General features: G+C 68.7%; 18 protein-coding genes. 11 read left to right on the top strand and 7 right to left on the bottom strand.

Annotated features, from left to right (window positions below; translation table 11 throughout):
• Nucleotides 1-358 precede the first annotated feature (358 nt).
• From IPK37_04280 to IPK37_04270, 3 genes are all read left to right on the top strand, one after another.
• The gene (locus IPK37_04280) at nucleotides 359-1,039 is read left to right on the top strand and encodes a hypothetical protein (protein ID QQS01654.1); all 681 of its coding nucleotides are present in this window, start codon (nucleotides 359-361) and stop codon (nucleotides 1,037-1,039) included.
• Nucleotides 1,040-1,163: 124 nt separating this feature from the next.
• Complete coding sequence (locus IPK37_04275; GenBank protein QQS01653.1) at nucleotides 1,164-2,450, top strand: IS256 family transposase; 1,287 nt, start codon at nucleotides 1,164-1,166, stop codon at nucleotides 2,448-2,450.
• Between the two features lie 121 nt (nucleotides 2,451-2,571).
• Nucleotides 2,572-3,264, top strand: coding sequence for a hypothetical protein (locus IPK37_04270; GenBank protein QQS01652.1), 693 nt, complete (start codon nucleotides 2,572-2,574; stop codon nucleotides 3,262-3,264).
• 153 nt (nucleotides 3,265-3,417) lie between these two features.
• On the opposite strand, the gene IPK37_04265 is transcribed toward IPK37_04270, so the two are convergent.
• The 3 genes from IPK37_04265 to IPK37_04255 form a co-directional block, all read right to left on the bottom strand.
• The gene (locus IPK37_04265; protein ID QQS01651.1) at nucleotides 3,418-4,158 is read right to left on the bottom strand and encodes a transposase; all 741 of its coding nucleotides are present in this window, start codon (nucleotides 4,156-4,158) and stop codon (nucleotides 3,418-3,420) included.
• A gap of 232 nt (nucleotides 4,159-4,390) precedes the next feature.
• Nucleotides 4,391-4,738 carry a hypothetical protein gene (locus IPK37_04260; GenBank protein QQS01650.1) on the bottom strand — a complete coding sequence of 116 codons (348 nt, stop codon included), beginning with the start codon at nucleotides 4,736-4,738 and terminating at the stop codon, nucleotides 4,391-4,393.
• The gene (locus IPK37_04255; protein ID QQS01649.1) at nucleotides 4,735-5,067 is read right to left on the bottom strand and encodes an ATP-binding protein; all 333 of its coding nucleotides are present in this window, start codon (nucleotides 5,065-5,067) and stop codon (nucleotides 4,735-4,737) included. Before IPK37_04255 ends, IPK37_04260 begins: the two co-directional genes overlap by 4 nt.
• A 154-nt stretch (nucleotides 5,068-5,221) precedes the next feature.
• Between IPK37_04255 and IPK37_04250 the strand changes: the two genes are divergently transcribed.
• Nucleotides 5,222-5,563: a hypothetical protein gene (locus tag IPK37_04250; protein ID QQS01648.1), complete on the top strand. Its 342-nt coding sequence runs from the start codon at nucleotides 5,222-5,224 to the stop codon at nucleotides 5,561-5,563.
• A gap of 40 nt (nucleotides 5,564-5,603) precedes the next feature.
• Here the strand turns inward: IPK37_04250 and IPK37_04245 are convergent, their stop codons facing one another.
• On the bottom strand, nucleotides 5,604-5,942 hold the full coding sequence (locus IPK37_04245; protein ID QQS01647.1) for a toxin-antitoxin system HicB family antitoxin: 339 nt from the start codon (nucleotides 5,940-5,942) through the stop codon (nucleotides 5,604-5,606).
• Between the two features lie 602 nt (nucleotides 5,943-6,544).
• Between IPK37_04245 and IPK37_04240 the strand changes: the two genes are divergently transcribed.
• The gene (locus tag IPK37_04240) at nucleotides 6,545-7,687 is read left to right on the top strand and encodes a hypothetical protein (protein ID QQS01646.1); all 1,143 of its coding nucleotides are present in this window, start codon (nucleotides 6,545-6,547) and stop codon (nucleotides 7,685-7,687) included.
• 40 nt (nucleotides 7,688-7,727) lie between these two features.
• Here IPK37_04240 and IPK37_04235 read toward each other — a convergent pair whose 3' ends face one another.
• Nucleotides 7,728-8,549, bottom strand: coding sequence for a hypothetical protein (locus IPK37_04235; protein QQS01645.1), 822 nt, complete (start codon nucleotides 8,547-8,549; stop codon nucleotides 7,728-7,730).
• A 644-nt stretch (nucleotides 8,550-9,193) separates the two neighbouring features.
• Here IPK37_04235 and IPK37_04230 point away from each other — a divergent pair.
• The 3 genes from IPK37_04230 (at nucleotide 9,194) to IPK37_04220 (ending at nucleotide 13,669) form a co-directional block, all read left to right on the top strand.
• Nucleotides 9,194-9,814 carry a hypothetical protein gene (locus tag IPK37_04230; GenBank protein ID QQS01644.1) on the top strand — a complete coding sequence of 207 codons (621 nt, stop codon included), beginning with the start codon at nucleotides 9,194-9,196 and terminating at the stop codon, nucleotides 9,812-9,814.
• Nucleotides 9,815-9,854: 40 nt separating this feature from the next.
• Entirely contained in the window at nucleotides 9,855-10,862 is a 1,008-nt protein-coding gene (locus IPK37_04225) for an NINE protein (GenBank protein ID QQS01643.1), read from the top strand.
• A gap of 662 nt (nucleotides 10,863-11,524) precedes the next feature.
• Complete coding sequence (locus tag IPK37_04220; protein ID QQS01642.1) at nucleotides 11,525-13,669, top strand: hypothetical protein; 2,145 nt, start codon at nucleotides 11,525-11,527, stop codon at nucleotides 13,667-13,669.
• 287 nt (nucleotides 13,670-13,956) lie between these two features.
• Here the strand turns inward: IPK37_04220 and IPK37_04215 are convergent, their stop codons facing one another.
• Both IPK37_04215 and IPK37_04210 read right to left on the bottom strand, forming a co-directional pair.
• Nucleotides 13,957-15,348 (bottom strand): amidase, encoded by a 1,392-nt coding sequence (locus IPK37_04215; protein QQS01641.1) that lies wholly within the window; start codon nucleotides 15,346-15,348, stop codon nucleotides 13,957-13,959.
• A gap of 3 nt (nucleotides 15,349-15,351) precedes the next feature.
• On the bottom strand, nucleotides 15,352-15,552 hold the full coding sequence (locus tag IPK37_04210) for a hypothetical protein (GenBank protein ID QQS01640.1): 201 nt from the start codon (nucleotides 15,550-15,552) through the stop codon (nucleotides 15,352-15,354).
• Nucleotides 15,553-15,772: 220 nt separating this feature from the next.
• Here IPK37_04210 and IPK37_04205 point away from each other — a divergent pair, with 220 nt between their 5' ends.
• The 3 genes from IPK37_04205 (at nucleotide 15,773) to IPK37_04195 (ending at nucleotide 18,481) form a co-directional block, all read left to right on the top strand.
• Entirely contained in the window at nucleotides 15,773-16,636 is an 864-nt protein-coding gene (locus IPK37_04205; protein QQS01639.1) for an LppP/LprE family lipoprotein, read from the top strand.
• A gap of 92 nt (nucleotides 16,637-16,728) precedes the next feature.
• Complete coding sequence (locus IPK37_04200; protein ID QQS01638.1) at nucleotides 16,729-17,481, top strand: histidine phosphatase family protein; 753 nt, start codon at nucleotides 16,729-16,731, stop codon at nucleotides 17,479-17,481.
• Complete coding sequence (locus tag IPK37_04195) at nucleotides 17,474-18,481, top strand: NAD(P)H-hydrate dehydratase (protein QQS01637.1); 1,008 nt, start codon at nucleotides 17,474-17,476, stop codon at nucleotides 18,479-18,481. Before IPK37_04200 ends, IPK37_04195 begins: the two co-directional genes overlap by 8 nt.
• Nucleotides 18,482-18,501: the final 20 nt, after the last annotated feature.

Genomic DNA, 18,501 nt, shown 5'->3' with positions numbered 1-18,501 from the left:
ACCAGGACGAGGACGGTGCCGCCGTTCCTCGGACGCCGGAGGGCCGGCGGCTGCCTGGTCTGCGAGGTCCCAGGGAGCCTCAGGTGCGGCAGATCCCCCATTCACCGGCTGCAAAGCCCGGCTCGAATGGGGGATTTGCCGTTTCCGGTTATGTCAGGGTTTTTCTCAACGGCGCGTGATTGCGCCGGCGTGCGGCGGTGCGATAGCTGGCGCGGACTCCCGACTGGCGCCGGCTTCGTTCCGTTCCGTGGAACATCAAGAGGTTGAGGCATGCCATGTCAATCCAGGCTGCGAGCTGGATTCTCCCTTAAATCCATTCCTGGTCGCGCTCGGGGATGTGAAGTAGTACCCCCTCGGGGTGAGTGAAACACGAGAGGATGTCCCGGGTGAGGCGCGGGAGACGGTTTCTGTCGAGCTCTATAAGTATCACTACTTGCTCTATCGCGACGAGCTGCTTCGTGCGGCCACGGCTTTCGAGGCAGCAGTCAAGGATGCCTTGGACCGTGCGGCCATCCCCTGTCATAGCGTCGAAGCTCGTGCCAAGACCCATTCTTCGTTCACCGTAAAAGCTGACCGTAGGATTGGCGAAAGGTACAAGTACGCTGATCCGTTGAGTGAAGTCAAGGACTGCATTGCGGCCAGAGTCATCGTCTTTACGACTGAAGCTCGGAGCCAGGCCGTCAGTGAACTCGGTAAGGCCTTCACTGTTTCGGTCGTGGAGAATCCTGGAGAACGAACTTGCAATGGTTACGATAGTGACCATTTGGAAATATCCGGCCTCAGTGCAGATGTGCGTGAGAGATACAAAGACTTGGACTGGTTCTTCACTACGTGGTACGAGGGTGCCCGCGCTGAGATTCAGGTACGAACCGTTGCTGGGCATGCCTGGGCCGAGTATGAACACGATGTCCGATACAAGCCCTCGGGGTACCTTGACCTCGATGCAACTCGACGGACCAAAGTGGACCAGCTCTTCATTGAAGCCGGCGGATTCCGCCGTGAAATTGACCGTAGGTTTGCCGAAGTCGACGAGCAATGATCAGAACCTGTGGATGGCCCTCGGCCTGGTGACGTGAAGGGGCGCACCTTCCCGAGGATGATCTGAAGTCCAAGAAGCTCTGATCAGGACCGGCGTTGGAGCGCTGGTTCGGGAAGGCACGCCCATGCTCACGGTAGTCCACGATGCCGCACAGCCAAACGAGGACGACGCGGCGCTTGGGGCGTCGTTGCTGGATGAGATCGTTCGCGATGGTGCCCGCAAGATGCTCGCGGCGGCGTTGCAGGCCGAAGTCGCCGCCTACATCGAGGCGCATGCGGACCAGGTCGACGAGCACGGTCACCGGTTGGTGGTCCGCAACGGCTACCACGCCGAACGGCGGGTCACCACGGCCGCGGGCGCGGTGACGGTGCGCCAGCCCCGCGTGAATGACAGGCGCACGGACGAGGGCACTGGGCAGCGGATGCGGTTCTCCTCGACGATCCTGCCGGCGTGGGCGCGCAAGTCGCCGCGGGTCACGGAGGTGCTGCCGCTGCTGTACTTGCACGGGCTGTCCAGTTCCGACTTCGCCCCGGCGTTGGAGCAGTTCCTCGGCACCAGTCATGGCCTGTCGGCGGCGACGATCACCAGGTTGACCAGCCAGTGGCAGAACGACGCGCGCGCGTTCGCGGCCCGGTCGCTGGCCGACGTCGACTACGTCTACCTGTGGGTCGACGGGATCCACCTGAAAGTCCGGCTCGAGCAGGACAAGGTCTGCCTGCTGGTGATGATCGGGGTCCGCGCCGACGGCACCAAGGAACTGGTCGCGCTCGCCGACGGGTTCCGCGAATCATCCGAGTCGTGGGCCGACCTGCTGCGGGACTGCAAACGCCGCGGCATGCGCGCCCCGGTCCTCGCAGTCGGCGACGGCGCGCTCGGGTTCTGGAAGGCACTGCGTGACGTCTTTCCCGACACCCGCGAACAGCGGTGCTGGTGGCACAAGATCGGCAACGTGCTGGCCGCGCTGCCGAAGTCGGCGCACCCGGGAGCGAAGAAGGCGCTGGCCGAGATCTACAACGCTGAGGACCGTGACCACGCCGTCGCCGCCGCCAAGGCGTTCGCCGCGGCGTACGGCGCGAAGTGGCCGAAGGCGGCCGCCAAGATCACCGACGACCTCGATGTGCTCCTGGCGTTCTACGCCTACCCGGCCGAGCACTGGATCCATCTGCGCACCACGAATCCGATCGAGTCAACCTTCGCGACGGTCAGGCTCCGGCAGCGAGTGACCAAGGGCCCCGGCTCCAGAGCGGCCGGGGTGGCGATGGCGTTCAAGCTCATCGAGTCGGCCCAACGCCGGTGGCGGGCCGTGAACGCACCCCACCTGGTCGCCCTGGTCCGTGCCGGCGCCAAGTTCGAGAACGGCAAGCTCGTCGAACGACCCGACGAATCAGGAGGCGATGCTCACGCCGCGTGACACGCCGATCCACAGGTCTTGACTATTCCTCGAAGTCGACGAGATTGTTCGCTCGTCGGAAGCCGATGACGCGTCGGAGCCGGACGACGAGTCGCCTGAGGTTATTGCACCTCCTGATGGCATGCCAACGGAAGAGACGGCGACCTCTTGGCTTCAAGGATTTCTCAAGGAGCGCTACGCCGATGGTACAAACCAGACGATGGTCCTTGAAGAGTTGGAAAGAGCGGCTTCTGTCCTTGACGCTTTGAGGATCAACGAGACGGCGCTCACAAAGTTGCTCAGCGACTATAGCGACGCCGATCGGTCGCGTGTCGAGCAGCTGATGGACTACTCGGTCCCTCCGGATATGGTGAGGCGCTTCCTGGACGATTTGCTATTCCTTCTGGGTGAGGACGTTATCCGTGCCGCCTTCCATGAGGATGGCAATTTCGGGGGGACTCTGGAGCTGCGCAGTCGGCGGCTGAACACGAAGTATCGGATTTATAGCGTGGACGGAATATCTGATGTTTCGGATAAGCTGAGAACTGCGGCGGGAATGTTGCGGCTCTTGACAAAGTATGTGGCCGAGAACTGCGACCCGAATGATGCTGTCATTGAGGGGTTTACGGGCAGGAATCGCGAGACTGTTGGCTCTCCCCGTGTCCGCGAGGTAAGTACGAACGTCGGGCCCATGTGGGTTAATGCCAACTTAAGTCGAGAAGCCGCGGAGTCCGCTATGATTGTGCTTCTTTCAAAGATTCCAGGCGACAGTGTGTCAGTGAAGCGAAACGGGGCGCCCATTGCCCAACTAGGTGAAGGATCTTACAATCCATAGCGACAAGAGCAAGGGCGCGGGCGCCGCTTTGCATATTGCTATACCGTTAGCCCCTCGTTTATGCTCGCGAAGCGTGTCGATGGCGGCGCGGAGCGTGGCGTCGAGAGTCCAGACATCGACGTCGTAGAGTTTTCGCGATACGTTGAGGCTTATTCAGCCGGCTTGTAGGTGAAAGTGCAGTCCGAGCACTGCGCTGATGGTGTCCGCGAAGGTTTTTAGTGGTCTGCGGTAGTCGTGGGCGAGGATTTTCCAGTTCTTGAGGTGGGCCACTGCGCGTTCGACGATCCACCGGATTTTGTGGATGGCCTCGTTGGTTGCTTTTTCGGTTTCTGTGAGGTCGCGGTAGGTCGGTTTTCGGGTGGGGGTGTGGATTTCGGCGCCGATGTATCCTTTGTCGCCGATCCATTGCGACAGGTCCAGGCCGTCGAGGACGTGGGATTGGGTCAGGGCGTGCATGTCGTGGCGGGAGCCGTCGACGGGATCGCTGACCCAGGCCAGGGTTCCGCTCAGCGTGACCGCGATCTGGATGTTGTACCCGGTGGTCTTGTGCTTGCCCGAGTACAGCTGTGGGTGTGCCCGCCATGACAACCAGCAGGGAAGCAACGTTCCGTCGATGATGTAGATGGCGTCGGCATGGAGGTCTTCGGGCAGTGGACAGCTGTACGCCAGCAGGGTCTTCAGGGTGGTGGTGACGGCGTCGATGACCCGGCTGATGGTGGACTGGGATGTCCCGAAGGTCTCGGCCAGGTCTTCTCGGGTGCGGGCGGTGCGCAAATACGTTGCCGTGATCTGCAGGGCGCGGTGCGTGATGACCGATGGCGGACAGTGCGGAATGCTGCCGCCGTGAAAATCTTCAATCAACCCGCTCATCTCGCGCAACTGCTTCCTGGTCATCCCAGTGGTATGATACATCTCGGCGGCTTTCTTTGTGAGTATTGAGTGTGGTAACCCAATTCTCTCGGGAAAGTCGCCGCCCCTATTCACGACACGCCGGTAATGCCAGCCCCGTGAATCCGCTGTTCAGTTATCGGCGGTACGCGGCTGAATAAGCCTCGTTGGCGGCGGTCTGACGCCATTCCTCGACAATCGCGAGGTCGCCGATCTCGAAAACGGCATCGGCTAGGCTTCATTCTAGCGGGTAATGATGTCCTTGGCCGGCGATCATGTTGCTAATGACGGCCTCGGTCCACTCGAAATTGAGGAAGGACCTCGGGGCCTCGCCGGTGAGTGCGCTCGTGAGAAAACCGACGAATGCGTGAGCACATGTTCGGCGATGGTGTTCGTTATCGATGCGGCGCACGTGGGCGCCGGTTTCCAGGACCGTGGCCGCGGGAATGCGCAAATGGACGCCTTCCGCGACGTACAGGTCGAACTGTTCCACGGTCGCTCGATGACGATCTGATTCGTAGGGAACCCTGAGGATTTCGAGAAGAACGCTGGTGTCGATGAGAAGCTGTCGCCTCTGCAGACTCATCCCAAAGCCTCGGCAAGCGTGATCTGCCGGATCGGCCGCTGTTTGGTGAGCTCCCCGCGGGTGAGGGCCAGACCGAGGTGCCCTGATTCGACAAGGTCAAGGTAGCGGGGGTGCTGGATGAGCGGCACCATCCGGCCGCGTCCCTGGCCGTCACGTTCGCACACCACGATGCCGTCGTGATCGTCCGTGTTGACGGCATCCAGCAATGCCGGGCTATGGGTGGTGGCCACGAGCGTGATGCCTTCGTGGAGGGCCTCTTCTCTGAGCAGTTGCAGCACGCGAGCCGCCTGATCGGGAAAGAGACCGTTCTCGATCTCCTCGATGACCATCGTTCGGTGCCATCCTGGGCATCTCGCATCAGGGGGTCGCGCAGATCGTCGCCGCTGACTCCGGGACGCATCGGCGCTAGCTCACGGCCCCTGCTGGTGCCGCTGGATCTCCGGGTAGGTGGAAATGACGACATATCACGCCTTGGCGCGTCGGGTGGGGGAGTTCTGGGCGATTCATGTCGACGGGGTAGGGCCCACCCAGGCGCGGCGCCTCGGTGAAATCGAGGACGTGGCGAGAGATCTCGTGGCGAGTCTGAAGGGCGTGGATCTGATCAGCGTTGACATTGATGTCAAGATTGAGCTTCCGGACGGCGTACGGCATTCATTGGCGCGTGCCAAATCAGCCCGAGCGACTGAGGAGCAAGCGCGGGCTGAGGCCGTGCGCAGCTACCGCAGTGCCGCCCAGGAGCTTCGGGATGAGGGCTTGACCGTGCGAGAGATTGGCACGTTGTGGGGCGTCTCGTATCACCGCGCGCATCAACTCTTTGCAGTCTGAACGTTTCTCACGCGCGCAGATCCGGCGCGCTGGTCGACGCTCAGGATGCCTCTGAGAGGCGACGGACCAGGTACTGGTTGAGGCTGAGGTTTTCCTCGGCGGCGCGCATGGTCAGCGTACGATGCAGATGCTCGCCGACGCGGACGTTGAACTTCCCCGAATAGGTGCGCGTGGCCAAGGGCTCGGGGGTCGGTTCGCCACCAGCGCTGAGGTCGTTGATGACCTCCCGGACGAGATTGCGGATACCGGCCAACGCTTCCTCCTGACTGCCGGCGAGCCATGACAGCGAAGGCAGCTCGAGGCAGGTCCCGACGAATTCTTGGTCCTCCGCAGACCAGGTCACTCGATAGCCATAGTGAGCGATGTCGACGTCGGTCATGGCTAGGCCCCCTTCTTGTCTATAGCCGCGAGTACTTGCCGAACCTGGTAGGCCTTGGCTCTTCCGTTGTCGTTCTGGATGTTCACTCGGGGATCCCCCGGCCAGGGCGTCTTGTAGACCGCGTGAGAGCCGCCGCTGTTACGGGCGGGCCCGAAGTAGTGCTCACACGCTTTGGCGAGGTCGGCATACCGCACATTTCGGGGGTTGGCCCTCATCGCGGCCACGATCTTCGCAACGGATGACACACGGTATGGTACCGCCCGTTGTACCAGGGTGCAATGTGTGGGCTGGCGTCCTGGGTGCGCCGCACGTGGGACACGAGGCACAGCGCACCCGATAACGACATCCTGAAGTTCCGGGTGACCAGGACCGAAGCGACCGCCATCGCCCTGCAGGTCGAGCTGCTCAAACGCGAAGGCAAGCCCATCCCCAAGTGGATGCGTCAGATCGCGGCGGCGGTCTGACGTAAGACAGACTCGGCCGGGGTGATTTGGGCCTTTCGTCGCTTCACGCGGACCTCTGTACGCGGGAGACTGGAGGCGTCATCCCTGGCCAGCGCCCCGCTGGCGCATGCGTGGGCGCCTCACGAATCGAGAACGCCCGTGTCTCCCGCCCACCCGACGTACCCCTCCGACCCGACGTACCGCCGTCAGCCGACGCCCCCTGAGGACTCGACGTCCCTCCGACTGACCGCCCGCTCCGGTCGCCGCGCGGCCATCCTGCGGCTCGCAGGCCTGACCGGCGTCGCCGCGATGCTCGGTGTGGCGCCCGCCGGTCTGGGCGCATTCACCCCGCCGGCGCACGCCGTACAGGCGTCCGTCCTCACGACCCCGCGGGCTCCCGCATTCACCAACGTCCCGGGCACCGAGAACGACACCTTCACCGTGTTTTCCAACCCCGGAGTCGACTGGTTCGTCAATGGGGTCCGGCTGGACGCCGCGTCCCTCGACCGGCCGCAACCTGTGGACGGTCGGTGGTCGCTGGTGATCGCGGCGAGACCCCAGCCGGGCTACACGTTCCCCGCCGGGGCGCAGACGACGTGGACGATGATCGTCTACCCGCTGCCGATGACCGTCGCCACGGAAACACTCGCGGACGCTGACCGTCCCACCACCAGGCTGTCCTGGAGCTCAGCCCGGGGCGTGACGTACGACGTCAGCTATCACAAGGTCCTCGTCAACGGCTCGGCTGGACCCGAAATCTCCTGGTTCACCCGCACCACGCGCGAGACGGCGGACTTTGTCTCGGGATGGGGCAGCCAGTACGTCGTTACGGTGATCGCCTACGACGCCAAGGGGAACCGCACCGAGACGGCAAGCGCATCGATAGCGATCATCGGGGACCCAGTCTTCGGTGACATTGCGCCGGGTGTTGGCACCTTCAACTCGGCCTGGCAGCACCTGCGCAACCTGGGCGCCCAACGGCTGCCGTACTTCGGAGACACCGCTGCCTTGGGGTTCCGCGGTGCCGCGTGGCAATTTCAGGTGCCGGCCGGCACCCGGGGCTTGGAGCTCTACGCGACGGTGCACCCGCTGGGTGCGAAGGGACGGATTCTCGTCAACGGCCGCGACTGGGCCGACGTCGAGACCAACACCCGCTATTGGGGCCAGGTCGACGACCCATATATGTACCCGGTGCGACGCATCCAGGGTTGGGACTCCACGCGGCCGGCCACGATCACCGTGATAGTGACCGACGGCGGCACCAACTACCTGGCGCTCGACGCGTACCGGGCGTTGAACTAGTACCGCCACCCGCGGCGGGCGCCTCAAGGCAGCCTCGGAGTTAGCAATCCGACGGGAGGGCGCTCAGCATCGTCACGAGGTGATTGGCCGCGAGATCGACGCCGGCGATCCCGGCCTGGAAGCCCGCCGCGGAGCGGGCCGCCACTGCGACCCCGGCGACCCTGCCCGACGGCAGGCGGAGCAACCCGAACTGGCGCACCAGATAGCTTCCCTCGGGGTCCGGGCCCCAGCCGCCCTTGAACGCCGGCACCGCGGCGTGCCGGCCCAGCCCCCACCGCTGGTCCGCCGTGATGGCGGCCATCGCGGTCACCGTGGGGGCTGCGCCCTGGAGGCCCGGGAGCTGGCGAGCAAAGATCGCCTGATCCCGCAACGTCCAGTTCGTCTGGCCGAACACCGAATACCCAGGCCGCAGTGGGCGATCGGGCACCAGAGTCGACGCATTCGCGCCGTCGGCGAGCACGGCCGTCATGGCCGCCGCCCCGGCCGCGCCGCCGCCGAGGCGGTCCCACAGCGCCTGCGCGGCGCCGTTGTCGGAACGCCCGATGGCCGCTCGGAGGTTGACGTCGTCCGCAGGCGACGGCGTACCGCCATCCGCCCGCGTCACCGCGATCGCGAGGGGCACCTTCGACGTCGACCACGCCGGACCCTGCTGCAGGGGACCCCAGGTCAGCACCGGGCCGCCGTCGGGGAGGGCGATCGCGATGCCAAGGGTTCCCGAGTAGCGCGCGGCGACCGCGGCGAATCCCTCGTCCCACTCCTGCCGGACGCCCGCTCCCACCACACAGGCCGGCGCGCCGCCCCGCCGCGAAGGTTGCGTCGCCGCGGCGGCACCGCCCGCGGTGGCCACCGCGGCCTGAGACACCGCCTGAGAGGTGGGCGACGAGCTGGACGGGGGCTGCGGGGACGGGGACGCGGACAGGGTCGGGGTGGCGTCGCGGGCCGCGGAGCCCGCCGACTCAGATGGCGCCGCCCCGCACGCGGCGCACGCCGCACACAGCGACGCGGCGAGCAGGCCCACGACGTACCGGCCCGGCCCGCCACGCCAACCCCGGCGGGGCCGCTGCGGCGGCGTCGCTCTTCGTTGCATACCTGCTGATCGGCCCCATACGCGCTCGACCAAGGACTGCGGCGACGTTCGAGTAAGCCAATCGTCCGAGAACTCTAGGGACGGGCGAGCGGCGGTCGATACCTGAAGTGCGGGCCAGGACGGCCTCGAGAACGGCGCTCACGCTCAGTGAGCACCCCACGGATGGAGGAATCATGGGCGAAACCGCCGCCGGGCGCTTCTGCGGGGAGTGCGGCCAACCCCGACCGGAGGAGGGCCGCTTCTGCCCAGGCTGCGGCAGTGACGCCGCGCCTCCCGCCTCATCTGTCGAACCTCCGGAGCCGGCCCACGCTGCGGAAGATGCCGCGCCCCACCCGCACGCGTTCGCCGAGACGGTCGCCTTCGCGACCCCGCCGATGACGCCGCCCGCTCCGGTCGCTCCCATCGCTGCGGTTACGCCCGTGGTCCCGGCTCCAGGCGTCGCGGCTCCCGTCGTCGCGGCGCCGGTCGGCGCGATGGCGGCTCCCGTGGCGGCGGTGGCGGCGCCCGTCGCCCCAGCCCGGCGGACCTCGACCTTCCCCCTCGTTCTCGCCGCCATCCTGGTGCCGCTCGTGGCAGCGGCGTTCTTCGGCGGTTGGTGGTGGCAGACCCACCAGCGCAGCGCGAGCGCCCCCCAGGCCGCCCCGACGCCGTCCAGCGCCACGGTTCAGCCGGCCGCCGACGTCATGCCGAAACCGGCGGGGCCGGCGCCCGCGGGGATCCAGCCGAGCGTGGAGCCGTCCCCGACCGCGCTTCCTGACGTGGTCGCCGGCGCCGAGGCCGTCGAGTGCGAGCGGGTGGGCACGGGTCAGTACGCCGCGGTCGCGCGCGCCACGAAGGAGACCTCTTGCGAGTTCGCGCGCGCGGTGCGAGTCGAGTACCTGCGCGCCGGCCTCTCCGGCACCCCCGGCGAGGTCACCGCCGACAGTCCCGTCACCGGGCGCAGCTACGTCATGCACTGCGAGGGGCGTCAGCCCGTTCGCTGCACGGGCGGCACCAATGCGGTCGTGCTGCTGTACGGCGGCCGCCTCGTCCTCTCCTAATCCACCAGACCCCGTAACACACTTCTCGAAAGGACCAGCCATGCCGTTCTGCACCCAATGTGGGTCGAGCCACGACTCCACCATCAACTTCTGCACGGCCTGCGGGACGCGCGTCGCCGCCGCCCAGGAGGCCGCCGTGACCGCGGCAGTCGATGCCGCCCTCGTCAGCCCGGTCCCGCCGCTCACGCCGATTCCGGCACCGGTTACTCCCGTGGCTGCTGCCTCTGTGCCGGTGGCCTCGGCGCCTGTCGCTGCCGCGTCGGCCGCCCCCGGCGCGCAGCCCGGCGCCGCCGTGGATGGGGCGGTGAACCGCGTCGCGTCCGCCCTCGGGCATGAGGGGGAGCTCAGCCCCAACGCCAAGCTGGGCATCAAGGTCGCTGGTGGGGCCGCTGCGGTCGTTGTACTCTTCATGCTCTTCGGTGCGCTGTTCAGCGGAGGCTCGACCCTGATCGTTCTTCTCTTGGTCGCGGCGGCTGCTACCGCGGGCGTCCTGGCCTACCGAGCGCATGCCCAGGAGACGCGCGAGGCCCGCACGCTGGCGTCCCTGCCGCCCTCCGTGCAGCATGTCGTGGCCCAGATGGACGGCGGCGCCCAGGCGGCGTTCTTCAACGAGTACGAGCGCCTCAAGAAGCGCGTCTCGATCGCCTATCTCCTGTGGTTCTTCTTCGGCGCGCACTACTTCTACCTGCGCCAGGCCATGCTCAACGTGGCGTACTGGTTCACTGGTGCCGGCTTCGGCCTTTGGGGTCTGATCGACCTGTTCCGGATGCGGTCGCTGGTCCGGGCCGCGAACGAGCAGAGCGCGCGGCAAGCGCTGCAGACGCTGCACGTGGGCGCCGTCTTCGCGAATCTTCCCGCGGCCCCGGTCGCTATGACCCAGCCCGTGCCGCCGATGCCGCTGCCTCAGCAGGTCGGGTACCCCGCGCCGCAGGGCTATTACCCGCAGCAGCCCGGGTACGTTCAGGCGCAGCCTGGTTACGTTCAGCAACCGGTCGACGTCGTCCGCCCGGCCGACTCCCAACAGCCTGGCCAACCCATGGGGATCTGACCAGCGGCGAGTCAGGAAGCCGCTCGTCCGGCAGCGCAGCGGGTCCGTTCGTTCTGGACGATTTGTCCCGTCGCGCTGGAGGTGCAGGTCGTGAGTGGTCGCCGCGTGCATCGACGCAGCGCGGGTGCGTCGTCGCCGCTGGGTCGCGTCGTCGCCGCGGCTGCCACCACCCGGCGGTCGTCGCCGCGTACGTCGTTGCACTTGCTCCGTGGATGAACGTGGCGTCCTGCCAGGATTCAGCCGTATCTGTTCCGGGTAAAATTCGGGCCCGGCTGGAGGCCCGACGTGGTGGGCCTCTGACGGTTGGCGTAACGCCAACGCACCACGTCAGTGTTCGTACCCTCCCAGACCGCTGTCGCAGGGGTAGCCGCTCGCCGGTTGACCGTTCGTCACCTGGGCGTTGGGTGCCATGGCACCAAAACCGCAGGTCGTGAACGATCGCTTTCGGCCACAATGGCGCACGCCGATGGGACGGCGCCGCGCGTCTCCGTCCCTGATAGTGTCGGCGTACGCCGGGAAATGGGCGGCCACGGCTGTGCTGGTCGACCGTTAGAAACGGTTTCGCTGGACTTATTCAGACGGGTTCCCCTGCGCTTTTCGATCCGCTAGAATCGAACACAACACCGAAGCACTGGCTTCGTTATGGCGTACAGGGGATCGGGATGTCGGGTGGGGCGGTGCGCGTGCCGGAGGGGTGCGCTGCGGTGTTCGTGCCCGACCCGGCTCGGCTGGCGCTGCTCGATGATGACGACCTCCTCGATGCGATGGCCGCCTATGAGAAGGCGACCGCGGGTGCGGCGGCGATGTCGGCGCAGGCGGCGGGCTTGTTGGCGGGTCGGCGTCGCGAGCTGGCGGTCGATGAGGTCGGACCGGATGCCTCGAAGACGGTGCGGGACCGGGCTCTGGGTGAGGCTGAGGCGGCGGTGGTCGATGAGATCCGGTTGGCCACCGGGCTGGGACTGTACGACGCCCTCGGGCGGGTCCGTCTCGGCGCCGGCTCACCGACTCGGGCCGCGGGGATGCGCGACGCCCTCACAGCAGGGGCGTGTACCTGGGCGATGGCTCGGGCCTGGTCCGACCGCACCGCCACCCTGGCCCCGGAGTTGGCTGCCGAGATCGGGGCGGCGGCGTTGGCGCCGACCAGGGACGGGGCGGCACTGTCGTATCGGACGTTCCGGTGCCGGTTGGATCGGCTGGTCGCCGAGCATGTCCCGGCCAAGGAACAACGCGACTACGACCTGTCCCGTCGGGACGCCTACGCCACACTGACCCCGCACGGCACGGGCGAATACCTGATCTCAGGATCGGCGGAGCGGGTCACCGCCGCGGCCCTGCGGATCGACGCCATCGCCCGGGCGGCCCGTCGCCGCGGCGATGGCCGCACTCTGGGCCAGCTCCGCAGTGATGTCTCGCTGGACCTGATCCTGTACGGCGACATCCCCGGCCTGGTCACCCCGGTGCCGGCAAATACTGTCTTCGGCCGCACCGAGCACACGCCCCCGGCACCTGCCGCGCCCGCAGCCACCCCGACCACCGACGTCGGCGTGGACCGGCCCGGCGCCGCGGCGCGGGCGGCCGCCACCAGCTCTGGCGCGTCGGGCGACGCGACGCGCGGCGCAACGAGCGCCCAGAGGGGCGGTGCCGCGGGTGCTGACACAGGCTCCGTCGCGACGGGTGCCACTACCGCTGCGGACAACCGTGCAGGTGGCACCCAGGACGTTGAGACCGCCTTTGACGTGGCGAGCACGACCACCGCCTCCGGCCAAGCAGGTGGGTTCGGCGCGTCGACCGGTGCCGGCGGCTCTGCCGCAGCCAGCGGCACGGCAGCCACCGCGAGCGCGTCGAACGGTGCGGACGCTACGGGCGCATCGGATGCGGAGGCCGGGCCAGAGGTCAGCGGCGCCAGCGGCACGGACGACACCAGCGACACTCGGCAGGATCTCCAGGAGATTGCCGCTTCCTGGCTGGCGTACCTGCCCGGGGGACTGCCGCCGGCGGAGTTGCGGATCGTGATCTCCGCAGCCGCGCTGCTCGGCCTGAGCGAAGAACCCGGGACGCTGGCGGACGGGGAGCCGCTGGCGGCGCACATCGTGCGGGACCTGGCCTACGCCGCAGGATCTACCTGGCGACGACTTGTGACGGACCCGGTCACCGGGGAGGCCATCGAACTGACCTCCACCAGCTACACCCCACCAGCCCGGCTCCGCGAAGCGATCCACGCCCGCGACGGGACCTGCCGCGCCCCAGGGAGCACCCTCCCGGCAGAGCGGTGCGACCTGGACCATGACCTGCCCTGGGACCAAGGCGGAGCCACGTCCGCAGCCAACCTCTCCGCCAAATCCCGACGCCCCCACGGCCACAAAACCCGGGGGCAGTGGTCCACCACGCGGTCCCCGGACGGGACGATCGTGTGGACCACGGGGACCGGGCGGCAGTACAGCACGTACCCATACCAGTACGACCCCACCGCACCCGGCCGCACGTCCCATGAACCCAGCGCGCCCGGCGACACCGGGATGCCGATCGTGTCGGCGCAGGCGAAGCAGGCCCCGCCGGACCGCGGCGGCCCGGGGCAGGACGCGTCCGAGGAGGGGCGGGGGGCACCGATCGACTACCGCGCCAAGGGATTCACTCCCACGACGCGGCCGGCGCCCCGCCGCCCCGGCCAACGGCGGCCGGAAGCGCCACGTCGGGAACAACAGCGTCGCGCAACCGCCACGGACGCAGCCGTGACGAGCCCTCAGGCGGCGGCCCGTGCCTCCACCACTGCGGGCGAGCGCCCGGACCCCGGGCCGCCACCCTTCTAGCGTCGAAGACGGACCCAGTCCCGCAGGCCGCCGGTGGCGTGCGGGACCGGGGAGCGCCGGGTCAGGGGCCCCGACCAGCGACAAGCATCGCCGGGCCACGCCACCAGATCCCGGGACGCGCCCCGTCGTGCGGTCGCTCGCTCAGCGTCGAGACACCCGCGCCGGCACGCCCGACGTACCGTCGTCGGCAACACCAGCTCGGGAAGCCCGCCGGCGCACCCGACGTACGGTCGTCGGCAACGCCAGCCCGGGAACCTGCGCCGGCGCACCCGACGTACCGTCCTCGACTACGCCAGCTCGGGCACCCTCCCCGCAGCGGGGTTAAGGCGCTCCCAGGCGGCGCCGAGGCCGAGCACCTCGGCCTCGCGGAACGGCTTGCCGATGATCTGCAGGCCGATGGGCAGGCCGTCGTCGGAGAAGCCGCACGGCACGGACAGCGCGGGCAGGCCGGTGAGGTTGCCGGGAGCGCTGGTGCGCACGTAGGAATCGATGATCGCCTCGGGCTCGCCGTGCGTGAACTGCTCCTGGCCCACCTTCGCCGCGACGTTCGGCAGCGTGGGGGCGATGACCGCGTCGAGACCGGTGGCGAAGAGGTCCCGCCAGCCGGCCTGCAGCAGCGTACGCACCCGCAGCGCCTTGATGTAATCCGTCGCGAGGATCATCTCGCCGGCCTCGAGAAGCAGGCGTACGTCGGGCTCGAAATGGTTCGCCTGGTCCCGGAGCCGGCGCTGGTGGTAGGCGCTGGCCTCGGACATGAACAGCGCGTACTCCGCGGGCATGTACGCCGCCGGCAGCGGCACGTCCACCTCCACCACCTCGGCCCCGGCACCTGCGAGCGCCTCCGCCGCAGCCCGCACCGCCGCCTCGACGGCCGGGTCGGTGTTGTCGAAGAAGTAGTTCCTCGGCAGGCCGAGCCGGACCCCGGCGAGGTCGCGCGTCAGCTGGGCCGAGTAGTCAGGTACGGGCTCGGCCACGGTGGCGGGATCGGCGCGGTCGTACCCGGCCAAGACCTGGAGCATCGCCGCCACATCGGCGACCGTGCGCGCCATCGGCCCCACGTGGTCCAGACTCCAGCTCAGCGACGCGATCCCACGCCGGGACACCCGCCCGTACGTCGGCTTCAACCCCACCACCCCGTTCACCGCGGACGGGATGCGAATCGAACCCCCGGTGTCCGTCCCGATCGCGAGGTGGCACATGCCCGCCGCCAGCGCTGCCCCGGACCCGCCGCTCGACCCGCCGGGGATGTGGTCGAGATTCCACGGGTTGCGCGTGGTCGGAGTGATGACGCCGAACGCGAACTCGTGCGTCTGCGTCTTGCCGACCATGACGGCTCCGGCCTCCCGCAGCCGCTCGACCACGGCGCCGTCGCTGGTGGGGACGTTGCCGGCCATCGTCCGCGAACTCGACGTCGTGAGCACGCCGGCGGTGTCCACCAGGTCCTTCACGCCGACGGAGACCCCGTGCAGCGGGCCGCGGTACCGACCCGCGGCGATCTCGTCCGCGGCCGTCGCCGCGGCAGCGCGGGCGAGGTCAGCCGTGACGGTCACGTACGCGCCGACCCGCCCGTCCACCGCCTCGATCCGCTCCAGCACCGAATCCACGAGCTCGACGGGGGACAGCTGCTTGCTGCGGATCGCCTCGCCGGCCTGGAGCGCGTTCATCTCGTAGGGCTTCATGAGTCACTCCCACCTCGCGTCGTACGCCGTAGCCGGCGGGGTCTCGCCGAGTTCGACCTGGTCGAGACTGTCCAACACCCCGTTGACCATCTGCAGCAGGCCGGACACCGGGTCGTGACGCTCCGTCGCGAGATCGAGCCGCGCATTGGTGACGAGCGTGGGGAACGAGTCCCCGTCAAGGGGTGGGCGGGAGGGGAAGGTCATCGGTGCTCCTCGGCTCTGGTGGTAGGGCCCTGAGTAAGCGGCGAGCCTACGGGGTTGTCGCCCGGGTCGCAGCGCGAGAGGCCGAACGTGGTGGGGCCGCCCGGGCGAGTCAAGCGGTCGTCCGACAAGTCTGGCGACGCGGCCGTTTTGGCCGATAACTGAAGTGCGGGCCAGGACGGCCCCACCAGGTGAGCTGGTGCGTGCCAGGGATGGAGGAATCATGGCCGGGAACGATGGCGGTGGCTTCTGCGCGCAGTGCGGACAGGCCCGAGCTGACGGTGCGAGCTTCTGCCAGGCCTGCGGAGCGGGTGCGACGGAGACGCTACCGGTGGCGACGGCGCCGCTGGTAGCGGCGACTGCGCCGTTGGTCGTGCCCGAGGCGCGCACCTCGTCGAGGATGGCCCTCGTCCTCGTGGCGGTCCTCGCCCCGCTGATCGTGGCGGCGTTCGTCGGCGGCTGGTGGTGGCAGACGCACCAATCGCCCGCGGCCGCCCCCGCCGCGGCGGTGACCCCCGCAGCAAGTGCGACGTCCTCGGTCCTGCCGGCGCCCCCGACCGCGGCTGCGCCGGTCGCCACGAGTACGCCGGCCGCGGCGACCACCTCGGCGCCCGTCCCCGCGGCCCCGGCGCCGGTGCCGGCGGCCCCCGTGGCGCCCGCCCCCGGAGCGCCCGGCTGCGCGACCACGTCGGCCCGCCAGGCGGCGGCCGCCGCCTTGCCGAAGGTGCCTCGGTTCGGCGACGGTGACGGCTGGGACTGGGTCTTGTTGGAGCACGAGCTGAGCAATTACGACCCGTGCGCCGACCTGTCCTGGGTCGTGCTCGGGATCCCCGGCCCAACCGGCTCTTCCCCGTACCAGATCATGCTGTTCCACCGCGGCGAGTTCCTGGGGACAACCTTCAAGAACGCTCGGGGCTTCTATCCGACGGTGACACGCCTGTCCGGGTCGGCGATCCGCGTTCAGTACCGCTACCGCGTGGGCAACGAGGGCACGGCCAACGCCTCCGGGGTCGCGATATCGACCTTCACGTGGAGTGCGAGCGCCCAGCGCGTGATCCACGCCGGCCAGATCCCTCCGGAGCGCTGAGAAGGCAGCTGACGACAGCGGCGGTCGCGAGCGGCGATGCGACCGAATCGTCCTGAGCTGCGCGGCTACCCGGGGCGGGGTATGTTCGCACGATGCCGCTCCGACAGCTGGTCCTCGTCCGCCACGGCCAGTCCGTGGGCAATGTCGCTGCCGAGGCCGCGGATCGAGACAGGCTCGACCGCATCGACGTACCGGCTCGTGATCCCGACGTCGTCCTCTCCGCGACGGGCGAGGCGCAGGCGCGCGCGGTCGGCCGGTGGATCAGCGCGCTGCCCGCGGACGAGCGGCCGGAGATCGTGTGGACGAGCCCGTACCGGCGCGCCCGCCAGACCGCCGAGATCGCCCTCCAGGTGGCGAGCTGCGACCTGGACTTCCGCGTCGACGAGCGGCTCCGCGACCGCGACATGGGCATCACCGACCAGCTGACGGGGGCGGGGATCCGGGCGAAGTACCCGGAGGAGGCCGAGCGGCGCGCCTGGATCGGCAAGTTCTACTACCGGCCGCCGGGCGGGGAGTCCTGGGCGGACGTGGCCGGCCGGGTCCGCGCGGTGCTGACGGACCTCGCCAACACCGAGAAGCACGAGCGCGTCCTCCTCACCGCGCACGACGTGGTCATCCTCCTGTTCTGCTACGTCGCCGAGGGGCTGGACGAGCAGGCCGTCCTCGACCGCGCGCAGACCAACGGCCTGCGCAACGCCGCGATCTGCCGCCTGCTGCGCGACGAGGACTCGCCCACCGGCTGGGTCGTCACCGACTACAACCTCGACAGCCACCTGCGCGCAGCGGGCGTCGCCGTGACCGACCAGCCGGGCGCCTCCGACGAGGTCGGCGGCAGCAATGCCTGATGCGGCATCCACGTCGACCGCGAAGTCGACGGCAAAGTCCCCCCCGAAGTCACGGACCGCGAGCGACGGCCGATCGACGTACCACGACGGTGGCGTGCCCGACGACGTCGCAGGCGGCGGCACCGACCGTCCCACCCTGATCACCCCGGCGCTCCTGCGTACGTGGTCGCTGCCGGAGCCGAGCGGATCGAAGTACAGCCGGGGCCAGGTCCTCGTCGTGGGCGGCTCCCGGTCGACGCCAGGGGGAGTGCTGCTGGCGGGGACGTCAGCGCTGCGGATGGGCGCCGGGCGCCTCAGCATCGGCGCGGCGGAGGGCATCGCCCCGCACATCGCCGTCGCGCTGCCGGAATGCGGCACCACCTCCCTGCCCGAGGACGCGGACGGCGCGGTGACGGGGAAGCGGGTCGCCGACCTGCTGCGCAGGGAGATCGAGCGGTCCGACGCGATCCTGGTCGGCCCGGGACTGACCGACGCCCAGGGTTCGGGTGAGCTGCTCGCCGAGGTCCTTTCGGTCCTGCCCGACGACGTGCCCGTCGTCCTCGACGCCTTCGGCCTGACCGTGCTGCCGCAGCTCACCGTGGCCCAGCAGGAGACGCTCCGGGGCCGCGTCGTCCTCACTCCCAACACCGGCGAGCTGCGCCGCATCGTCGAGTGGGACGAGATCCCCGACGACCGGGTGGTCGACGCGGCGCTGGAGGCGGCGCAGCGGTACGGCGCCGTCGTCGGCTGCGACACCTGGGTCGCCTGGGACGGCCGCGTCTGGCAGGTCACCACCGGCGACACCGGGCTCGGCACCTCCGGTAGCGGCGACGTCGTGGCCGGCGCCACCGTGGGCCTGCTCAGCCGCGGTGCGGGGCTGGCCCAGGCGCTGGTCTGGGCCAAGTACGTGCATGCGGCCGCCGGTGACGCCCTCGCCATGCGGTACGGCCGGATCGGCTTCCTCGCCAGCGAACTTCCGCCCCAGCTGCCGCTGGTGCTGCGGTCGCTGCGCGGCGACTGATCGCTCGGCATGACGCGGCC

The organism is Austwickia sp. (assembly GCA_016699675.1).
Lineage (GTDB): Bacteria > Actinomycetota > Actinomycetes > Actinomycetales > Dermatophilaceae > Austwickia.
This window is presented reverse-complemented; position numbering and strand designations above follow the sequence as displayed.